The sequence below is a fragment of the Shewanella putrefaciens genome (assembly GCF_016406325.1).
Classification (GTDB): Bacteria; Pseudomonadota; Gammaproteobacteria; order Enterobacterales; family Shewanellaceae; genus Shewanella; species Shewanella putrefaciens.
Genome location: NZ_CP066370.1, coordinates 1940063 through 1957105, shown reverse-complemented (window position 1 = coordinate 1957105; position 17043 = coordinate 1940063). Strand labels below are relative to the sequence as shown.

The 17043-nt window shown below is 45.2% G+C and carries 13 protein-coding genes and 1 tRNA gene; 5 read left to right on the top strand and 9 right to left on the bottom strand.

The genetic code is table 11. The annotated features are described in order from the left end of the window. Positions 1–45: 45 nt before the first annotated feature. From JEZ96_RS08795 to JEZ96_RS08785, 3 genes are all read right to left on the bottom strand, one after another. A tRNA-Ser gene (locus JEZ96_RS08795) sits at positions 46–133 on the bottom strand. Between the two features lie 211 nt (positions 134–344). Continuing rightward, complete coding sequence (locus JEZ96_RS08790) at positions 345–2339, bottom strand: methyl-accepting chemotaxis protein (RefSeq protein ID WP_011919219.1); 1995 nt, start codon at positions 2337–2339, stop codon at positions 345–347. A gap of 256 nt (positions 2340–2595) precedes the next feature. Then, the gene (locus JEZ96_RS08785) at positions 2596–3228 is read right to left on the bottom strand and encodes a YchE family NAAT transporter (protein ID WP_061783088.1); all 633 of its coding nucleotides are present in this window, start codon (positions 3226–3228) and stop codon (positions 2596–2598) included. A 317-nt stretch (positions 3229–3545) separates the two neighbouring features. On the opposite strand from JEZ96_RS08785, the gene adhE reads away from it, so the two are divergent. After that, positions 3546–6149, top strand: coding sequence for a bifunctional acetaldehyde-CoA/alcohol dehydrogenase (adhE, locus tag JEZ96_RS08780; protein WP_198779876.1), 2604 nt, complete (start codon positions 3546–3548; stop codon positions 6147–6149). Between the two features lie 164 nt (positions 6150–6313). Here the strand turns inward: adhE and JEZ96_RS08775 are convergent, their stop codons facing one another. The 3 genes from JEZ96_RS08775 to JEZ96_RS08765 all read right to left on the bottom strand — a co-directional run bounded on the left by JEZ96_RS08775 (position 6314) and on the right by JEZ96_RS08765 (position 10025). After that, positions 6314–7249: a M14 family metallopeptidase gene (locus JEZ96_RS08775; RefSeq protein ID WP_025008589.1), complete on the bottom strand. Its 936-nt coding sequence runs from the start codon at positions 7247–7249 to the stop codon at positions 6314–6316. A gap of 70 nt (positions 7250–7319) precedes the next feature. Continuing rightward, positions 7320–7778, bottom strand: coding sequence for a GNAT family N-acetyltransferase (locus tag JEZ96_RS08770; protein WP_025008588.1), 459 nt, complete (start codon positions 7776–7778; stop codon positions 7320–7322). Between the two features lie 195 nt (positions 7779–7973). Then, positions 7974–10025: a dipeptidyl-peptidase 5 gene (locus JEZ96_RS08765; protein ID WP_025008587.1), complete on the bottom strand. Its 2052-nt coding sequence runs from the start codon at positions 10023–10025 to the stop codon at positions 7974–7976. Between the two features lie 4 nt (positions 10026–10029). On the opposite strand from JEZ96_RS08765, the gene JEZ96_RS19520 reads away from it, so the two are divergent. Beyond that, positions 10030–10182, top strand: a complete 153-nt coding sequence (locus JEZ96_RS19520) for a hypothetical protein (RefSeq protein ID WP_156471683.1) — start codon at positions 10030–10032, stop codon at positions 10180–10182. A gap of 107 nt (positions 10183–10289) precedes the next feature. Here the strand turns inward: JEZ96_RS19520 and JEZ96_RS08760 are convergent, their stop codons facing one another. Continuing rightward, positions 10290–11834 (bottom strand): fumarate hydratase, encoded by a 1545-nt coding sequence (locus JEZ96_RS08760; RefSeq protein WP_061783090.1) that lies wholly within the window; start codon positions 11832–11834, stop codon positions 10290–10292. A 119-nt stretch (positions 11835–11953) separates the two neighbouring features. Between JEZ96_RS08760 and pabB the strand changes: the two genes are divergently transcribed. Together pabB and JEZ96_RS08750 are read left to right on the top strand one after the other, a co-directional pair. Then, positions 11954–13354, top strand: coding sequence for an aminodeoxychorismate synthase component I (gene pabB, locus JEZ96_RS08755; RefSeq protein WP_128090092.1), 1401 nt, complete (start codon positions 11954–11956; stop codon positions 13352–13354). A gap of 39 nt (positions 13355–13393) precedes the next feature. Continuing rightward, complete coding sequence (locus JEZ96_RS08750) at positions 13394–13978, top strand: CoA pyrophosphatase (RefSeq protein WP_011789511.1); 585 nt, start codon at positions 13394–13396, stop codon at positions 13976–13978. 20 nt (positions 13979–13998) lie between these two features. Here the strand turns inward: JEZ96_RS08750 and JEZ96_RS08745 are convergent, their stop codons facing one another. Further along, entirely contained in the window at positions 13999–14334 is a 336-nt protein-coding gene (locus tag JEZ96_RS08745) for a hypothetical protein (protein WP_011789512.1), read from the bottom strand. A 150-nt stretch (positions 14335–14484) separates the two neighbouring features. On the opposite strand from JEZ96_RS08745, the gene asnS reads away from it, so the two are divergent. Then, positions 14485–15885 carry an asparagine--tRNA ligase gene (gene asnS, locus JEZ96_RS08740; protein WP_011789513.1) on the top strand — a complete coding sequence of 467 codons (1401 nt, stop codon included), beginning with the start codon at positions 14485–14487 and terminating at the stop codon, positions 15883–15885. A 129-nt stretch (positions 15886–16014) separates the two neighbouring features. Here the strand turns inward: asnS and JEZ96_RS08735 are convergent, their stop codons facing one another. After that, a complete protein-coding gene (locus tag JEZ96_RS08735; protein ID WP_025008586.1) occupies positions 16015–16800 on the bottom strand; it encodes a substrate-binding periplasmic protein in 786 nt (261 codons plus the stop codon). Positions 16801–17043 lie beyond the last annotated feature (243 nt).

Genomic DNA, 17043 nt, shown 5'->3' with positions numbered 1-17043 from the left:
GTTAGAAAAGAAAAAACCCGACCATGTGATCGGGTTCTTAGAATGTGGCGGTGAGAGAGGGAGTCGAACCCTCGATACGTTACCGTATACACACTTTCCAGGCGTGCTCCTTCGGCCACTCGGACACCTCACCGTATTTTTTGATTTATGTTTACGTGGTTAATCTTTCACGATTGAACGGGTTAACGCAATATCAGTCTTGCCGAGGGACTTTTTGCGGTTAACGGAGCGGTACTGTACGCAAAAGCCTTATGGGGGTCAAGTAAAAAAGAATCGATTTCAGGCGGTTGCACAATTGCTAAGCAAACCGCCTTTCGTTTGAGCAGTGTTATAAAGTTAACGTATTAATTCACCGTAAATTTATGCACTTCTTTAGACATAAGATCCGCGTCAAATGTGAGTGCTTTTGTTAGCTCACGTAATTCATCGGAAATTCTTTGGGTATTGAGATAAATCTCACTTATCTTCAACGCATTACGATTCACATCTTCAGATACAGCGGATTGTTCATGGGTTGCTGTGGCAATTTGTTCGTTCATACGATCAATAATGTCCACTTGTTCTACAACACGCTTAAGTTCTATTCCCGCTTGCTCTGCTTCTTGAACACTGATATTGGCTTGTGTTAACCCTCGCTCCATTGCTTTTACAGCAATACTCGCTCCCGATTTTAACCTGTCTGTCATATTTTTAATGTCTGCCGTCGACGTTTGCGAGCGTTGCGCTAAATTTCGAACCTCATCGGCGACCACGGCAAAGCCACGCCCCATTTCACCTGCACGGGCGGCTTCAATCGCGGCATTGAGTGCGAGTAAATTAGTTTGTTCTGCAATACTGCTGATCACATCTAATACCACCACAATACCGTGAATTTCGCGATCTAATTCATTGATTGCTTGAGAAGCGCCACTGATGTCATCTGCAAGGGCTTTAATGGCGTTGCTTGTTCGGCCGACTTCAATATTCCCTGCCTTGGCCTCTTGATTCGCTGCACTTGATGCTTCAGAGGCTTGCACTGCGTTGCTTGCGATTTCAGCGACGGTGGCACTCATTTCTGTCATCGCCGAAGCGACTTGTTCAGCTTCGCTGTGCCCTTCCATGACATCCTGCTCCATAGCATGAGTACACAAATCCATTTGCTTAACGGCTTGTTGTAATTTAGCGCCACTGGCACGCACCTGCAAAATCACATTTTCAAAATCGCTCATCATGTCATTAAATGCAATGGCAAGCTCACCAAACTCATCGGAACTCGAATGAGTTAAACGTACGCTTAGATCATAATTTTTACGGGCTTGGGTAATGGTTGAATATAAGTGATGAACACTATCATGTAAGTAGCGGATCACTGATAAGCTAAAAATCAATACGAGTGTGAGTACCAATGTTAATGTCGCCAACACAAAAAACATATGCTCATTGGCAGATTGTAGTCGTTTATGGGTGGTTTTGAGTAAATCTGTTGATACCTGCTGTTCAAAATCTCGCAAGCTATCAATACGCGCCGTTGATTTAGTGAACCACTCTTCAGGACTTTGTTGTTGGATCTTTTGGTTATCTTGCTCAAGCGCAATTTGACGTAATGCTTCAACTTCACGTACTTCATTAGAGTTTTGAATGCGGCTCACTGCTTGCACAAGTTCTGGAGTAGCTAAGGCTTGAAAACGCTCTAAATAGCTATTTTGCTCAGAAACGAGTGTAATAAATCTTGCGTAAACCTGTGGTTTAAAACCATATTGTCCAAAGGTTGAGCTAAGCACAGCACGCTCAATTCCTGCTCGCTCTTTCATCTGTAGGTATGCGCTAAACGCCGCAGCTTTAATCGCAATTTCTTGGTTAGCGCCCGCCTTGGCGGTCTCATCCACTATGGCTAATAAGATCTTATTCAGATCTGTGTAGTACGCGACTTCCTCTGCCACACTAATAGACAAACTGTCTGTTTGGGAACGGATCCCCGCTAATCGACCTAACTGAGTGTTTAATTCTCTTAGCTTTGGAGCAAATAATTCAGGTAATGCATTTTCAGCAATAAAAGATTGATAAAGCTTGAGTTGGCTATCGGTCAAGCGTCTCTGTTCAGGTATCTTTCCAGCAAAAGCCTTTCCACCTGAGCCAATAAAACCGGCACTCATACCGCGTTCTTTCTGTAATTCGTGCACTAAATTACTGTTCGTCACCGCCAGTTCACTCAACTGTACAACAAGTTGTAAATCTTGACGGTACTTAAATTTTTCAGTGAGAAAGAGTGCACCGTAAAGAAAGCACGCAATTAACGGTGGTAACACAACCATAAGCAACTTCTGTTTTAAGCTGAGATTACCAATCCATTGCCATTTCATAAAAATATTCCTTGTTTAGCGAGGTTAAACCTAATGGGCACTTATTATATAGCATAGGTTTGGGGTTAGAACGATTCGACATCACTACTTTAGAGAGTGCTAAGTTTTAAAAAACAGGTGCTTGTCACTGTAACACGGGTAATGTTGGAGCTCTCGAGCCCTGAATGGGTTAAATGTTTAAAAATGCTGAATGGATATGACGCCTGAAAAAAGCCCCAATACTCACTGAATAAATGAATATTAGGGCGTTAATCCGTTAGCTGAACAATTGAGGGAAAAGCCCTTTAATACCTGCCGCGATCACTTCAATTCCGATAGATAACATCAAGAGTCCCATCAAGCGGGTAATCACGTTAATACCTGTTTTACCTAAAATTTTATAAATAATGGAAGCCATTCTAAACAGGGCAAAACTCACTAGCCCAAAAATAATCACGGTAATGAACATCGCAATAAAATTGGATAAGGAATTATGTTCAGCGGCAAACACGATAACAGAGCTAATGGCACCTGGCCCTGCCATTAAAGGTAACGCTAAGGGCACCACAGCAACGGATTCCATCGCAGAGGATTCGCGGTCTTCCTCTTGGTTGCGTTTCACCTCGCCTAACTTACCCTGCAACATCGACATGGCAATAATGGCTATCAAGCTACCGCCCGCAATCCTAAAAGCCGAAAGTGAGATACTGAACATATTTAAAATATGCTGACCCGCAACGATGGTTACCAGCAAGATAACCACTACCGCAAAGTTAGCCACTTTTCCGGTATGGTTTCGCTCCGCTTCTGTTTGATGACTGGTCAAACTCACAAATACGGGCAGCAATCCAATCGGATTGATGATGGCAACGAGGCCAAGAAAAAATTTAACGTAAAGTGTTAACTCCAAGTTGCGATCCTTATATGCGTGTCACGCCATGTTCATCAAAGTAAGCTCAAGGGCCAGTATAGTATCTCAAGCTCAGATGACTGAAAAATGAGATTTTTGAGGTTTAATCACAAGTTTAAATAATATTTGATTATTCCATTTGAGTAGCACATACCGATAGTTATAGAAACAGATCACTATTATTGTAGTTTTATTACAAATAAATTGCATATTGATAGTATGCTCACACTTTATGAGTGAGTTTAAGTGTAATTTTCTACCATAAAGAAGATTTAGTGAACATGAGCATTCCCTAAATCTTTTTAGGAGTGTTAATCATGTTAGTGACCAATGCACAAGAACTGGATCTGATGGTCGAGCGTGTCGCCAAGGCACAGGCCGAGTATGCAACCTTCAGTCAAGAACAAGTGGATGCGATATTTCGCGCAGCCGCCCTCGCCGCTGCGGATGCGCGTATCTCGCTAGCCAAAATGGCAGCGGCAGAAACACGTATGGGTGTTATTGAGGACAAGGTGATCAAAAACCACTTTGCCTCTGAATATATTTACAACAAGTATAAAGATGAGAAAACCTGCGGTATTTTGTCTGAAGATCTCACCTTTGGCACAATCACTATCGCCGAGCCCGTTGGCATTATTTGCGGCATAGTGCCCACGACTAACCCGACATCTACGGCAATATTCAAGGCCTTGATTAGCCTTAAAACCCGCAATGCCATTATTTTTTCGCCCCATCCAAGGGCTAAAGCCTCAACCACCACTGCCGCAAAATTAGTGCTTGATGCTGCCGTGGCCGCTGGCGCACCGAAAGATATTATTGGCTGGATTGATGAGCCTAGCGTCGCACTATCAAATCAGCTAATGACTCACCCTAAGGTTAATTTGATCCTTGCCACAGGTGGCCCAGGTATGGTGAAAGCCGCCTACTCCTCAGGTAAACCTGCCATTGGTGTGGGCGCAGGAAATACCCCTATCGTTATCGATGAAACCGCCGATATAAAACGCGCGGTGAGCTCTATATTGATGTCCAAAACCTTTGATAACGGGGTGGTTTGCGCATCTGAGCAAGCCGTGATCGTTGTCGATAGCATTTATGAGCAAGTGAAAGAACGCTTCGCAAGCCATGGGGGTTATATCTTATCGGCAAGTGAAACCGCGGCAATGCAAAACGTCATCCTCAAAAATGGTGGCTTAAATGCCGATATCGTGGGGCAAAGTGCGGCGAGTATTGCCAAAATGGCGGGGGTTGAAGTACCTCATTGGACTAAGGTACTGATTGGTGAAGTGACTGATATTAGTGAAAGCGAAGCCTTCGCCCATGAAAAATTATCGCCACTGCTTGGTATGTACCGCGCCAAAGACTTTAACGATGCCGTCGATCAAGCCGAAGCCTTAGTTGCACTTGGGGGGATTGGCCATACATCAGGACTTTACACCGACCAAGACACTCAAACAGAACGCGTTAAAACCTTTGGTTTTAGAATGAAAACCGCACGAATTTTAATCAACACTCCCGCATCACAAGGTGGTATTGGCGATCTCTATAACTTTAAATTGGCCCCATCTCTCACCCTCGGTTGCGGCTCTTGGGGCGGCAACTCGATTTCAGAAAACGTGGGTCCAAGTCATTTGATCAACAAAAAAACCGTCGCTAAGAGGGCCGAAAACATGCTGTGGCACAAGCTTCCTTCATCTATTTATTTCCGCCGTGGCAGTCTTCCTATCGCCCTTGAGGAATTAAGTGATAAAAAACGCGCGCTTATCGTCACGGATAGATTTTTGTTCAACCAAGGTTATTGCAATGAAACCATTCGTATTTTAAAGGCTCAGGGCTTAGAAACTGAAATTTTCTATGATGTCGAAGCCGATCCCACCTTAGCCATTGTGCGCCAAGGGGCAAAGGTTGCCTGTAGTTTTAAACCCGATGTCATCATCGCCCTCGGCGGTGGCTCACCCATGGATGCCGCCAAGATTATTTGGGTGATGTACGAACATCCTGAGGTTGATTTTGCCGATCTCGCATTGCGCTTTATGGATATCCGTAAACGTATCTACAAATTCCCCAAAATGGGCACAAAAGCCATGATGGTGGCTATTCCGACAACCTCAGGCACAGGCTCAGAAGTCACACCTTTTGCGGTAGTTACCGATGAGCAAACAGGTAAAAAATACCCCATTGCTGATTATCAACTCACGCCCAATATGGCGATTGTTGACCCCAATCTTGTGATGGATATGCCTAAGTCACTCACCGCCTTTGGTGGCATTGATGCAGTAACCCATGCACTTGAAGCCTATGTTAGCGTAATGGCGAATGAGTACAGCGATGGCCAAGCACTGCAAGCCCTCGATTTACTGTGCAAATATTTGCCGGATGCCTATAACTTAGGTGCACAATCCCCAGTCGCCCGTGAAAAGGTTCATAATGGTGCCACCATTGCGGGTATCGCCTTTGCTAACGCCTTCCTCGGTATCTGCCACTCGATGGCCCATAAACTCGGTGCCGAGTTTCATCTCGCCCACGGCTTAGCCAATGCGCTGCTGATCAACAATGTGATACGTTTTAACGCAACGGATCTGCCCACAAAGCAAGCGGCGTTTAGCCAATATGACAGACCCAAAGCCTTGTGCCGTTATGCAGCCATCGCCGACCATTTGAAACTAGGCGGAAAATCGGATGAAGAGAAAGTGGAAAAACTGCTTGAGAAAATCACACAGCTCAAGAAGACGATTGGCATTCCTGCTTCTATCCAAGAAGCCGGTGTCAACGAAGCCGACTTCCTCGCCAAGTTAGATGTACTCGCCGAAGATGCCTTTGACGATCAATGCACAGGTGCCAACCCACGTTACCCATTGATTAGCGAGTTAAAACAGTTATTACTCGATAGTTACTATGGTCGCGATTATAGCGATAACAACTAGGCTATCACCTAGATAAAAGCAGCACTATATCAACGAAGAAGCCCTCCAATGAGGGCTTTTTAATGCATGTCTTACCATAAGGATGAATACTTGCGTAACGGCTCCTAACGTAAAATCACTTCAGTCACAGCTCATCCCATTGATTCCTCTAAAACAAAGCATAATTAACGCTGTGCCAACACATAATCAATAGCGCTAGTGATTGCCGCTACCTGTGCCAAATTACATTCCGCTGGCGTTGTCGATGGGCTATCAGGGTAAACTTCTGTCGTAGTGTTATAGGCACAACCCGTCACGCTGCTGCATAAGCCTAGCTTTTTCAACGGGTAATTGATCACTCCGTCCTGAACCACAGTCGAGCCGATGATCTCCCCTTTCTCATCGGCGGGTGCAATATGGGTCACTTTGCTCACACCGTCGATAATGGCCTTTTGGAATGCATCCATTGGATTTTCGGTATCACCCACGGCATAAAAACCATCGGGGATTGTGCCTTTTTCATATTCAATCCCATCACGGGCGCAAAGCGCTGGGCGAAATTCTAATTCGTCTGAATCGGTAGTTTCATGTAAATCCACATGCAGATCAAAACCTTGTTCTACTGAAGCGACCAGAGCCATCAAGGCTGCCGATTCTTCTGCTGGACTATTGGCATAAAATGAACGATTAGGATCGATAGCCTTAGGATTCCAGCGATTAATCGTCTCATAACCCCAAGGGCTCACGCACACGGCAACCACTAAATTCACCTGTTGCACATAATTCGCCGCTTGATTGGCTAAGAAGGCTAATGCACCGTGAACGCCACTGGTCTCGTACCCATGCACACCGCCCGTCACCAGCACGGTTGGTTTTTGGCTATCAAATTTCTGCGTTGTAACTGCAAGCAATGGATAACGCAGTGGATCAATCGAAAGCGAGCCATATTGCACTGTGGCAAGCCCAAGTGCCGTAAGCTCAGCCTCCATCCTCTTAAGTGGCATCACGACATCGTCCTGATATGAACGCTTGATTTGGGTACTTGCAAGCCAAGCGGCTTTTTCGGCCTCGCCCCATTTTTCGCCAGCTGTGCCGATGGGATAAAAGGTTAAATTTGCCATAATTCCTCTATTTTTAGTTCTATTAGCTCAAATGAGAGTACTAATGTTTGGATGAATGAGTGCTGCCAACCTAAAGCGTCAGCTGCATGGGAATATCGCGGATCCCGCCGCGCTCTCGCTCGGGTCCTAGGGGCACAAAGCCAAAGCCTAAATACACAGCTTGCGCATTCAATGCCGAGTTCACGGTAAATATGCCCGGATTACCTTGGGTTAAACATTGAGTTTTAGCATGTTCCCACAACATTCGCGCTACGCCTTGCCCCTGTGCATGGGAGGCGACAAACAGATGGTATAAGTGGCTATTCGCCTTCATCCCCACCACACCTGCGAGTTGGCCCGAGTCCGTTATAGCGACATGGTACTGATAACCCATAGCAAAGTAGCTACCAATCGCTTCAATCGACATGGCATTAACTAAGATTGCAGCACCCTCTGCAGTGCAAGTTGGGGCGATAAAATCTTGGGTTAATTGAGTGATTAATACGCTTATTTCAGGGATATCAGTTAAGGTTGCGGCTCGAATATTCATCTTAACTCCTTGATTAAAAATAAAGCCATTACATGACGCAATAAAAAGCCAGAACAGAGTCCTGGCTTTTTAAGACGCTTGAAAAATTCAATAGTCACTCACATCAAACAACTCGCCGATGATAACGCTACTAGGGCGAGCCTTGCGGCTTTTATTACACAGTCATTCACTGTCTGTTATTAAATGCGCTGGCAGTTACTGCTTAGTCCAGCTATCCATCCAACGGAATACGTTGGCATACCACTGCTCTAAGTTTTCAGGTTTTAGGATCCAGTGGTTTTCATCGGGGAAAATCAGCAACTCCGATGGAATACCCTTACGTTGCATATAGCTAAATGACGCTAACCCTTGACCATAGGGTACACGGAAGTCTTTCTCACCGTGGATCACTAACATGGGTGTTTTCCAGTTTTCAACATAATTCACTGGGTTAAACTTCTCATATAAGGCTTTGTTATCTGAGTAAGTGCCACCAAATTCATACTCTGGGAACCACACTTCTTCTGTCACATAGTACATAGAGCGCATATCGAACAGACCAGCATGGTTAACGAGGCACTTAAAGCCATCGTTCCAGTTACCTTGGATCCAGTTCATCATGTAACCACCGTAGGAACCACCGAGCGCACAGGCGTTTTGCGGATCGAGCCATTTTTGTTGCTGGCTCACCGCGGTTAGGCCTTTTTGCAGATCTTCTAATGGCTTACCACCCCAATCTTGGCTGATTGAATCAGTAAAGGCCTGACCGTAACCAGTAGAGCCGTGGAAATCCACCATGACGACGCCATAACCTGCACCCGCCCATAATTGGGCATTCCAACGACCGCTAAAACTATTGCCAAATGAACCTTGCGGCCCACCATGCACTAAGTAAGCAATCGGGTATTTTTTACCTTCTTGGTAGTTGGCAGGTTTGATCCAATAGCCATAAACGTCTTCGTTGTTCCAACCTTTAAAACTAAATTGTTGAAACTCGCCGAATTTAATCTTAGCCAGCTTATCTTTGTTGACTTCAGTTAAACGCTTAAGACCTTGACCATCGGTCGTGATGCTATAGAGATCGCCAGGCTCAACTAAGGTTTTGCTATCAAAAATTAATTGATCATTAGTCACGGCGATCAAGCTGTTAGTACCGTCACTGTAGATGGATTGCACATCACCAAATTGGGTATTAATTTGGAAAATAGAGACTTGCCCCATATCCTGTGCTGTAACATATAAAGTACGATTATCAGGGCCAAACATCAGTGAACTTGGGCTTCTGTCCCAAAGTGGCGCTACTTCCTTAGACTGGCCTGTATTGGTATCACGTAGCATTATCGCGTAGCGATCCGCTTCAAATCCGGGCTTTTTCATCGCTAAATAGGCCATATAACGGCCATCGCTCGAAAAGGTCGGCTGCGCATCCCATGCCAAATTGTCTTTGGTTAAGTTAGTTGCGGTCCCACCCGTCACTGGCACTTGCCATAGATCGTAGTTAGTCGTCCACGCTTGATCTTTACTCGGCGCTTTAGCGCTATAAACCACATATTTACCGTCTGGGGTAAAGGTCACTTCCTCCATACCTGAAAAAGGCTTTGGTGGTGTTTCAGTGTCTAAACCTTGGGTAATATCCACAACCTTGGTGAGTTTCTCGCCGTTTAATGCACCCACAAATAAGTGGTTGCGGGCATGATCTTCCCAAGTGTCCCAATGGCGAACCATCAACTGCTTGTATTCACGGCCAGTCGATTTACGCTCAGATTCGGCGGTAAATTTATCCTTAGAACAGGCTAAATCTTTACATTCAGGAAAGACACGCATGCTAAGTACGATTTGTTTACCGTCATTTGATAGCTTATAGCTATCAATATCCAAAGGTAAATCAGAAACTTGTACCGCTTCACCGCCCGTTAATGGCAGTTGAAAAAGCTGGCTTGAACCATTGCGGCTCGCAAGGAAATAAATCGATTTATCGTCATTTGCAAAACTCACATCGTGCTCAGTACCCGCGGCAGAGGTCAGTTGCAACGGCTTTGCATTGGCTTGAGTCAAATCTAACAAATATAAATCTGAACTGGCCTCTCCCTTTTCATTTACCGTTTTAAGGCCATAGACCAACTTAGTCCCATCGTGGGACACCGTTGTTGAATGCATTTTATTGAGTTTAATCAGCTGTTGCACAGAAAAAGGCGTTGGTTCAGCCGCTTGGACTGAGTACGCCAAACCTGTAGCGCTTAACGCGATGAGGAGAGGAGCTATTTTCATTGTTATGTCCATCTTTTGTTATAAACGTTCGGTCATTACCATCGAACGAATGTTAAAAGCGATCAGTGATCGTATCTTCGAAGATAAGCTTGCCACACTAACGAAACAAAAACGCTCAGGCAAGCCAAATGGCGAACCTGAGCGTATTTTTTTGTGACAAAATGTCAGTGACGTAGCGTTTTACCTAAAGAACAGATATCAAGACTCAAACTTAAGCTGTTTTGCTTAAAAAGCCATCAAGTTCAATCCGCTGCATCCCAACCTTTACGCTTTCGCGTTGGCGATATTCACTTTCCAAATCGCAGGGCCCGTTTCATGGGCGTTCACGCCATGTGAATCCACTGCCACAGTCACTGGCATATCTTGCACGTCAAACTCGTAAATCGCTTCCATGCCCAAATCAGCAAAGGCCACGACGCGAGAATGTTTAATCGCTTTAGACACTAAATACGCAGCGCCGCCAACGGCCATTAGATATACCGCTTTATGTTTTTTGATCGATTCAACTGTTGCAGGGCCACGCTCAGCTTTACCTATCATGCCCATCAAGCCCGTTTTCTCTAACATTAAGTCAGTGAATTTATCCATACGAGTTGCAGTGGTTGGGCCCGCAGGACCGACAACTTCAGTGCCAACGGGATCAACTGGGCCAACGTAGTAAATAAACTTACCGGTAAAGTCCACGCCTTCTGGCAGACCTTCACCGCTTTCGATGAGGCTTTGAATGCGCTTATGAGCAGCATCACGACCAGTCAACATTTTACCGCTGAGCAGAATGGTTTCACCGCTCTGCCACTGCTCGATATCCGCTTGAGTGACAGTATCTAAGTTAACGCGGCGCACATCATCACCCACTTCACGGGTAATTTCTGGCCAATCGGCCAATGATGGCGGCGTTAATTCCGCAGGACCTGAACCGTCTAAATGGAAATGCACGTGGCGTGTAGCCGCGCAGTTGGGGATCATCACCACAGGTTTAGATGCCGCATGGGTAGGCGCCGATTTGATTTTAACGTCTAACACTGTGGTTAAACCGCCAAGACCTTGCGCACCTATGCCTAAATTATTCGCACGCTCAAAAATGTCTAAACGCAGTTTTTCTTCGGTCGTTTGCGCGCCACGGGCGAGCAACTCATGGATATCCACGCTTTCCATCAGCGCTTCTTTGGCTAATACGGCCGCTTTTTCCGCCGTGCCGCCAATACCTATACCCAGCATACCCGGTGGACACCAGCCCGCGCCCATGGTCGGTAGCGTTTTTTCTACCCAAGCGGCGATATCGTCAGATGGGTTTAACATCACCATCTTAGCTTTGTTTTCACTGCCGCCGCCTTTAGCCGCAATCGCCACTTCGATGTGGTTACCAGGCACCATGTCGATATGCACCACAGATGGGGTGTTATCTTTGGTATTTTTACGGCTGCCCGCAGGATCTGACACTATTGATGCGCGCAGTGGGTTATCAGGATTGGTATAGGCACGACGAACACCTTCGTCGACCATTTCCTGAATCGTCATATCGGTTTTGTCCCACTTTACACCCATACCCACTTTTACAAACGTGGTCACAATCCCCGTGTCTTGACACAAAGGACGCTTACCTTCGGCCGACATACGCGAGTTAATTAAGATCTGGGCAATCGCATCCTTCGCCGCAGCACTTTGTTCACGCTCATAAGCTTCGCTCATGGCATCAACAAAATCCTTTGGGTGGTAATAAGAAATGTATTGCAGGGCATCCGCCACACTTTCAATAAAGTCGGCTTGTTTAATAACAGCATTTTCAGACATTTTAGGGTGAGATGACATAGTAGGAGCGCTCCAGCAGCCTATGTGGCCTTACTTGTTTTTGTTTAATTCTTTCTGGGCCAATATGATACTCTTTCACATCTTTTTGGGCTACATCACATTTTAGATAGGATTAATCGATGGCAATTAGGGCGTCAATACCGCTTGCATCACGCCAACTTGACTGGACATTAAGCACCACAGAAGTATTCGAATACTTTGCTAAAGACGAGTGGGCAATTCTGCTCGATTCTGCTAGTGCGTCGCATCAAGATGCAAAATTCGATATTATTTGCGCGGCACCTATTGCCACTTTAGTCACCAAAGGTGAGCGAAGTGAAATAACCCTTATGCAATCAGATCTGACGTTGCCGGCAAAGACCAACGTAACAGATGATCCATTTGAACTCGTTAACTCATTATTAAATCATTGGTATCCAAACGCCATTGAAAGTGGCTTCCCCTTTGCAGGAGGCGCCATGGGTAGCTTTAGTTACGATTTAGGGCGTCGTATCGAAACGCTGCCAACAACGGCCAAGCAGGATATTCAACTGCCAGAAATGAATATCGGCTTTTACGACTGGGCGCTTATCTTCAATTACCAAACCCAGTGTTGGCATTTGTTGCACTATTTAGGCGAGAAAGCCCTCGAGATTGAGTTGAATAAAATTCAACATAAACTCACTAAAAAGCCAAACTCAGCGGCCTTTATGCTCACTAGCCCATGGGCAACACAGATAAATAAAGCCCAATACACGAGAAAATTTGAAGCTGTACAAGCCTATTTACACAGCGGTGATTGCTATCAAATAAACTTAACCCAACGATTTGAGGCAAGTTACCAAGGTGATGAATGGGCGGCGTACTGCCAATTACGTAAGGCCAATAAAGCCCCCTTCTCGGCCTTTATGCGTCTACCGCAAAACGCTATTTTGTCGATTTCACCCGAGCGTTTTATCCAGCTTCGCGGTGATGATATTCAAACCAAACCCATCAAAGGTACGATGCCACGTCATGCTGATCCACTGCTTGATACCAAGGCTGCCAGCACACTGGCAAACTCGCCAAAGGATCGTGCTGAGAATGTGATGATTGTCGATTTGCTGCGCAACGACATTGGCAAAGTGGCCGCAGCCGGTTCAGTACGTGTACCCCATCTCTTTGAGATTGAGAGTTTTCCCGCTGTGCATCACTTAGTCAGTACCGTTACCGCCAAACTCGCTAGCCAATTCACGGCGAGTGATTTACTGCGCGCCGCATTCCCAGGCGGCTCGATTACCGGCGCACCCAAAATTCGTGCCATGGAAATTATCGAGGAGCTAGAACCGTCACGCAGAAGTTTATACTGTGGTTGTATGGGATATTTAAGCCAAGATGGACAAATGGATACCAGCATCACCATTCGCACACTGATTGCCGAACGGGGTAAACTCTATTGCTGGGCGGGCGGTGGCATAGTGGCGGATTCACAAGTGAATGCCGAATATCAAGAAACCTTTGATAAAATCAGCCGTATTTTACCTTTGCTTGGCGCTGAATGAAAAAACCTTAATTTTGATACTGGATAAACGAGAACTTCGATGGATCAAGCTGAATTTAGATTGAGATTTAATCTACATCCTTTAGCTCGGCAAGATCCGGCTGCTTTCCCTCACCTTGGATTACGCAAAGCGGCGGTATTGCTCCCTGTTCAAGACATTGCAGGTGAACTGAGTTTGATCTTAACCCAAAGACCTATGCATCTGCGTGCCCACCCAGGGCAAATTAGTTTTCCTGGCGGCAAAATTGAACCAAGTGATACGAATGCAATTGCTGCTGCACTAAGAGAAGCCGAAGAGGAAATCGGCCTGTTACGGCACAATGTGGATGTTGTAGGCACTTTTCCTGCTCACAATACCTTTACTGGATTTGAAATCACCCCAGTGATAGGTATCGTCAAGCAAGCATTTGTGATGAAACTCGATCCCGGTGAAGTTGCCGATTGTTTCTCTGTACCGTTAAGTTTTTTTATTGAACCAACCCATCGTCACCAGAAACGTTTTTTACGTCAAGGCCGTTATTACAATGTGCATTTTATCCCCTACCAACAGCGATTTATATGGGGAGCAACGGCAGCAATCATTGATCATCTCTGCCGCCATTTAAGTATCCCTTCGCAAATTTAGCCCCGCTAAATAACAAAAAGTTAAATGACAAAGCGAATGTATAAGCCAGCGACAATCGAGGTGAGCAGTAATAACGGAATGTTGAACCAATAGCCTAATTTACTGTGTTGGGCGACATAATAGTTAACCGCTAAACTCAAAAGGCTGATCCCACCGCAGGTCCAAATTAAATATTCTAGCAATTGCGTTCTATGGGGATCCCATTCAGCCCGTAACACCGCACCACGGCTAAGATAAGTCCCTACCTCGCGATCGGGCCTTGCCTCGCCAAAAACCAATAATGCGTATACGGCGAATATCCAGCCTAAAATGGACAATGTTGCGAGGATAATCTGAAATGTTCTCACTTTACTCATATCGCCTCCTGCCGTTTGAGTCACTATATCGCTAAATATTAGCAATATTAACCTCAGGATACCTTTTTCAGCTTGAGAAAAGCCACCAGCAAGGTAATATAAACCTCCAAAATTTTCATATAAAACGTTTCGTTGGAGAACTAAGCAACAATGAGCATTGCATCTGTCGCTTCTGTATTTAAAGGTGAGCACGCGGTCGGTTCTAAAGTCACAGTACGTGGCTGGGTCAGAACTCGTCGTGATTCTAAAGCCGGTATTTCTTTTTTAGCTGTCTATGACGGTTCCTGCTTTAATCCGATCCAAGGTGTCGTGCCCAATAGCCTCGAAAATTACGACAACGAAGTGTTAAAGCTAACTGCAGGCTGCTCTGTCGTAATGACAGGCGACGTGGTTGAATCTCCTGGCGCAGGCCAAGCATTTGAGCTACAAGTGACTGAACTTGAAGTCACTGGCTGGGTTGATGATCCAGACACATACCCAATGGCCGCTAAGCGTCATTCAATTGAGCATCTTCGTGAGCTCGCTCACCTGCGTCCACGCACTAACATTATTGGTGCTGTTGCGCGTGTTCGTAACTGTTTATCCCAAGCGATTCACCGTTTCTACCACGAAGAAGGCTTTATTTGGGTTTCTACACCACTTATCACGGCATCGGATTGCGAAGGCGCCGGCGAAATGTTCCGCGTATCGACTTTAGATATGGAAAACCTGCCCCGCACCAGTGAAGGCAAAGTCGATTACGATAAGGATTTCTTCGGTAAAGAGGCTTTCTTAACTGTATCAGGGCAATTAAACGGTGAAACTTACGCCTGTGCACTGTCAAAAATTTATACCTTTGGCCCAACATTCAGAGCCGAAAACTCCAATACTAGCCGTCACTTAGCTGAGTTTTGGATGGTTGAACCCGAAGTTGCCTTCGCGACCTTAAGCGATATCGCAGGTCTTGCCGAAGCGATGCTGAAATACGCCTTCAATGCCGTATTAACCGAGCGTATGGATGATTTACAATTCTTCGCCCAGCACGTAGATAAAACGGTAATCGAGCGTTTGCAATCCTTTGTATCGAGCGATTTTGCCCAAGTAGATTACACCGATGCGGTTGATATCCTGCAAAAATGTGGCAAAACCTTTGAATTCCCAGTTTCTTGGGGTATTGACCTTTCTTCTGAGCACGAGCGTTATTTAGCCGAAGAACATTTCAAAGCCCCAGTTGTGGTGAAGAACTATCCAAAGGACATTAAAGCCTTCTACATGCGCTTAAACGAAGACGGCAAAACCGTTGCCGCAATGGACGTATTAGCACCCGGTATTGGTGAAATTATCGGGGGTTCTCAACGTGAAGAGCGTTTAGATGTGCTAGATATGCGTTTAGCCGAAATGGATCTGAACAAAGAAGATTACTGGTGGTATCGTGACCTTCGCCGTTATGGCACAGTGCCACACGCGGGCTTTGGTTTAGGTTTTGAGCGTTTAGTGTCTTATGTGACTGGCGTCTCTAACATCCGTGATGTGATCCCCTTCCCACGTGCACCACGTACAGCAAACTTCTAATTCACTTTGATATTACAGGTGAATACTAAAACGCGCTTCGGCGCGTTTTTTATTGCGTTTGAAGTCATCCTAATAACCTGAAAACCTGATGAGTAATACCGTAGGTAATGAAGCACCCTACAAGATTAGTTACTCTAACTCCGCCGATAAACCGTAAAAATCATAGATCGCTTTCACTCGTCCAGAGCGAACCATTTCAATTAATACGCTATTCAATGACTCAAAAGCAGCAAAATGAGCCGACTTACGTGACATCCCAAAATAGTTGTCAATTTTATTTATTTGCCGATACTGTGCATAGCTAAAATCATGGAAACCAAGACTATTGAGTTGATATTCAATCGAGGCGCGGTCGAGGATAATCATGGTATCAAAACGACCTTTAATAAACATCTTAGCCATATTTTCATCATCAATTGACTCCATTTTATTGATGGCGGTGTCGTCATTAAAACGCTCAAAATAGACGGTTTGGCGTTTGACTCCCACGCTTAATTTATATAAATCCTCATAAACTTGAATGCTCGACTCTTTACCTGCTTTGACCAAAAATAAAATATCCCTCGTTTGTGTCGACACAGGTCCAAGAAAACGGATAAAGGTTTCCCGCTCGGAGGTTTTTATGGTGCGCGGAACAATATCAACCTTACCGACTTGTAAATCATGGAGACTGCGAGCAAAAGGACTAATCGTCCAATGAATGCGATAACCAATTTTCTCTGCAGCCTCCTCGATAATGTCTTTTAAAGGGCTCGACATTGTCATATTACGTTCATCAACGATCATTTCAGGAGGTCGATGGCGAAAGTGAGCGTATAAAACATTAGGCTCGGCAGTGGCAAAAGCAGGAACTAAAGCGCCATACACAATAAGACTAGCTAGCAAGAGAAGAATTAAATGCCGCTTAAAAAACATACAGATGCATCATGTTGTGTATGAATAAACTTATTATAGTCACCATTTTTAGCATTGCGTTGAGTCGTATCTAAGTTAGTAAGCTGCAATGTGTGATCTCAACATCAAACCATGCAAATAAATGGTCAGTTAGCAAGGAGGTCTAAGCTTATCATCAGCCCGAATATTTACCTCAATGTGGTTTACCACAAGTGATTAATGCGTTAAAAATCACCACTCGGTTAAGGTTCAATACCGCAGAAC

Bases quoted from the DNA above. Each gene is read 5' to 3' on its own strand.
- JEZ96_RS08790 (WP_011919219.1), bottom strand. From the start codon at position 2,339: ATGAAATGGCAATGGATTGGTAATCTCAGCTTAAAACAGAAGTTGCTT.
- adhE (WP_198779876.1), top strand. From the start codon at position 3,546: ATGTTAGTGACCAATGCACAAGAACTGGATCTGATGGTCGAGCGTGTC.
- JEZ96_RS08775 (WP_025008589.1), bottom strand. From the start codon at position 7,249: ATGGCAAATTTAACCTTTTATCCCATCGGCACAGCTGGCGAAAAATGG.
- JEZ96_RS08770 (WP_025008588.1), bottom strand. From the start codon at position 7,778: ATGAATATTCGAGCCGCAACCTTAACTGATATCCCTGAAATAAGCGTA.
- JEZ96_RS08765 (WP_025008587.1), bottom strand. From the start codon at position 10,025: ATGAAAATAGCTCCTCTCCTCATCGCGTTAAGCGCTACAGGTTTGGCG.
- JEZ96_RS19520 (WP_156471683.1), top strand. From the start codon at position 10,030: ATGTCCATCTTTTGTTATAAACGTTCGGTCATTACCATCGAACGAATG.
- JEZ96_RS08760 (WP_061783090.1), bottom strand. From the start codon at position 11,834: ATGTCATCTCACCCTAAAATGTCTGAAAATGCTGTTATTAAACAAGCC.
- pabB (WP_128090092.1), top strand. From the start codon at position 11,954: ATGGCAATTAGGGCGTCAATACCGCTTGCATCACGCCAACTTGACTGG.
- JEZ96_RS08750 (WP_011789511.1), top strand. From the start codon at position 13,394: ATGGATCAAGCTGAATTTAGATTGAGATTTAATCTACATCCTTTAGCT.
- JEZ96_RS08745 (WP_011789512.1), bottom strand. From the start codon at position 14,334: ATGAGTAAAGTGAGAACATTTCAGATTATCCTCGCAACATTGTCCATT.
- asnS (WP_011789513.1), top strand. From the start codon at position 14,485: ATGAGCATTGCATCTGTCGCTTCTGTATTTAAAGGTGAGCACGCGGTC.
- JEZ96_RS08735 (WP_025008586.1), bottom strand. From the start codon at position 16,800: ATGTTTTTTAAGCGGCATTTAATTCTTCTCTTGCTAGCTAGTCTTATT.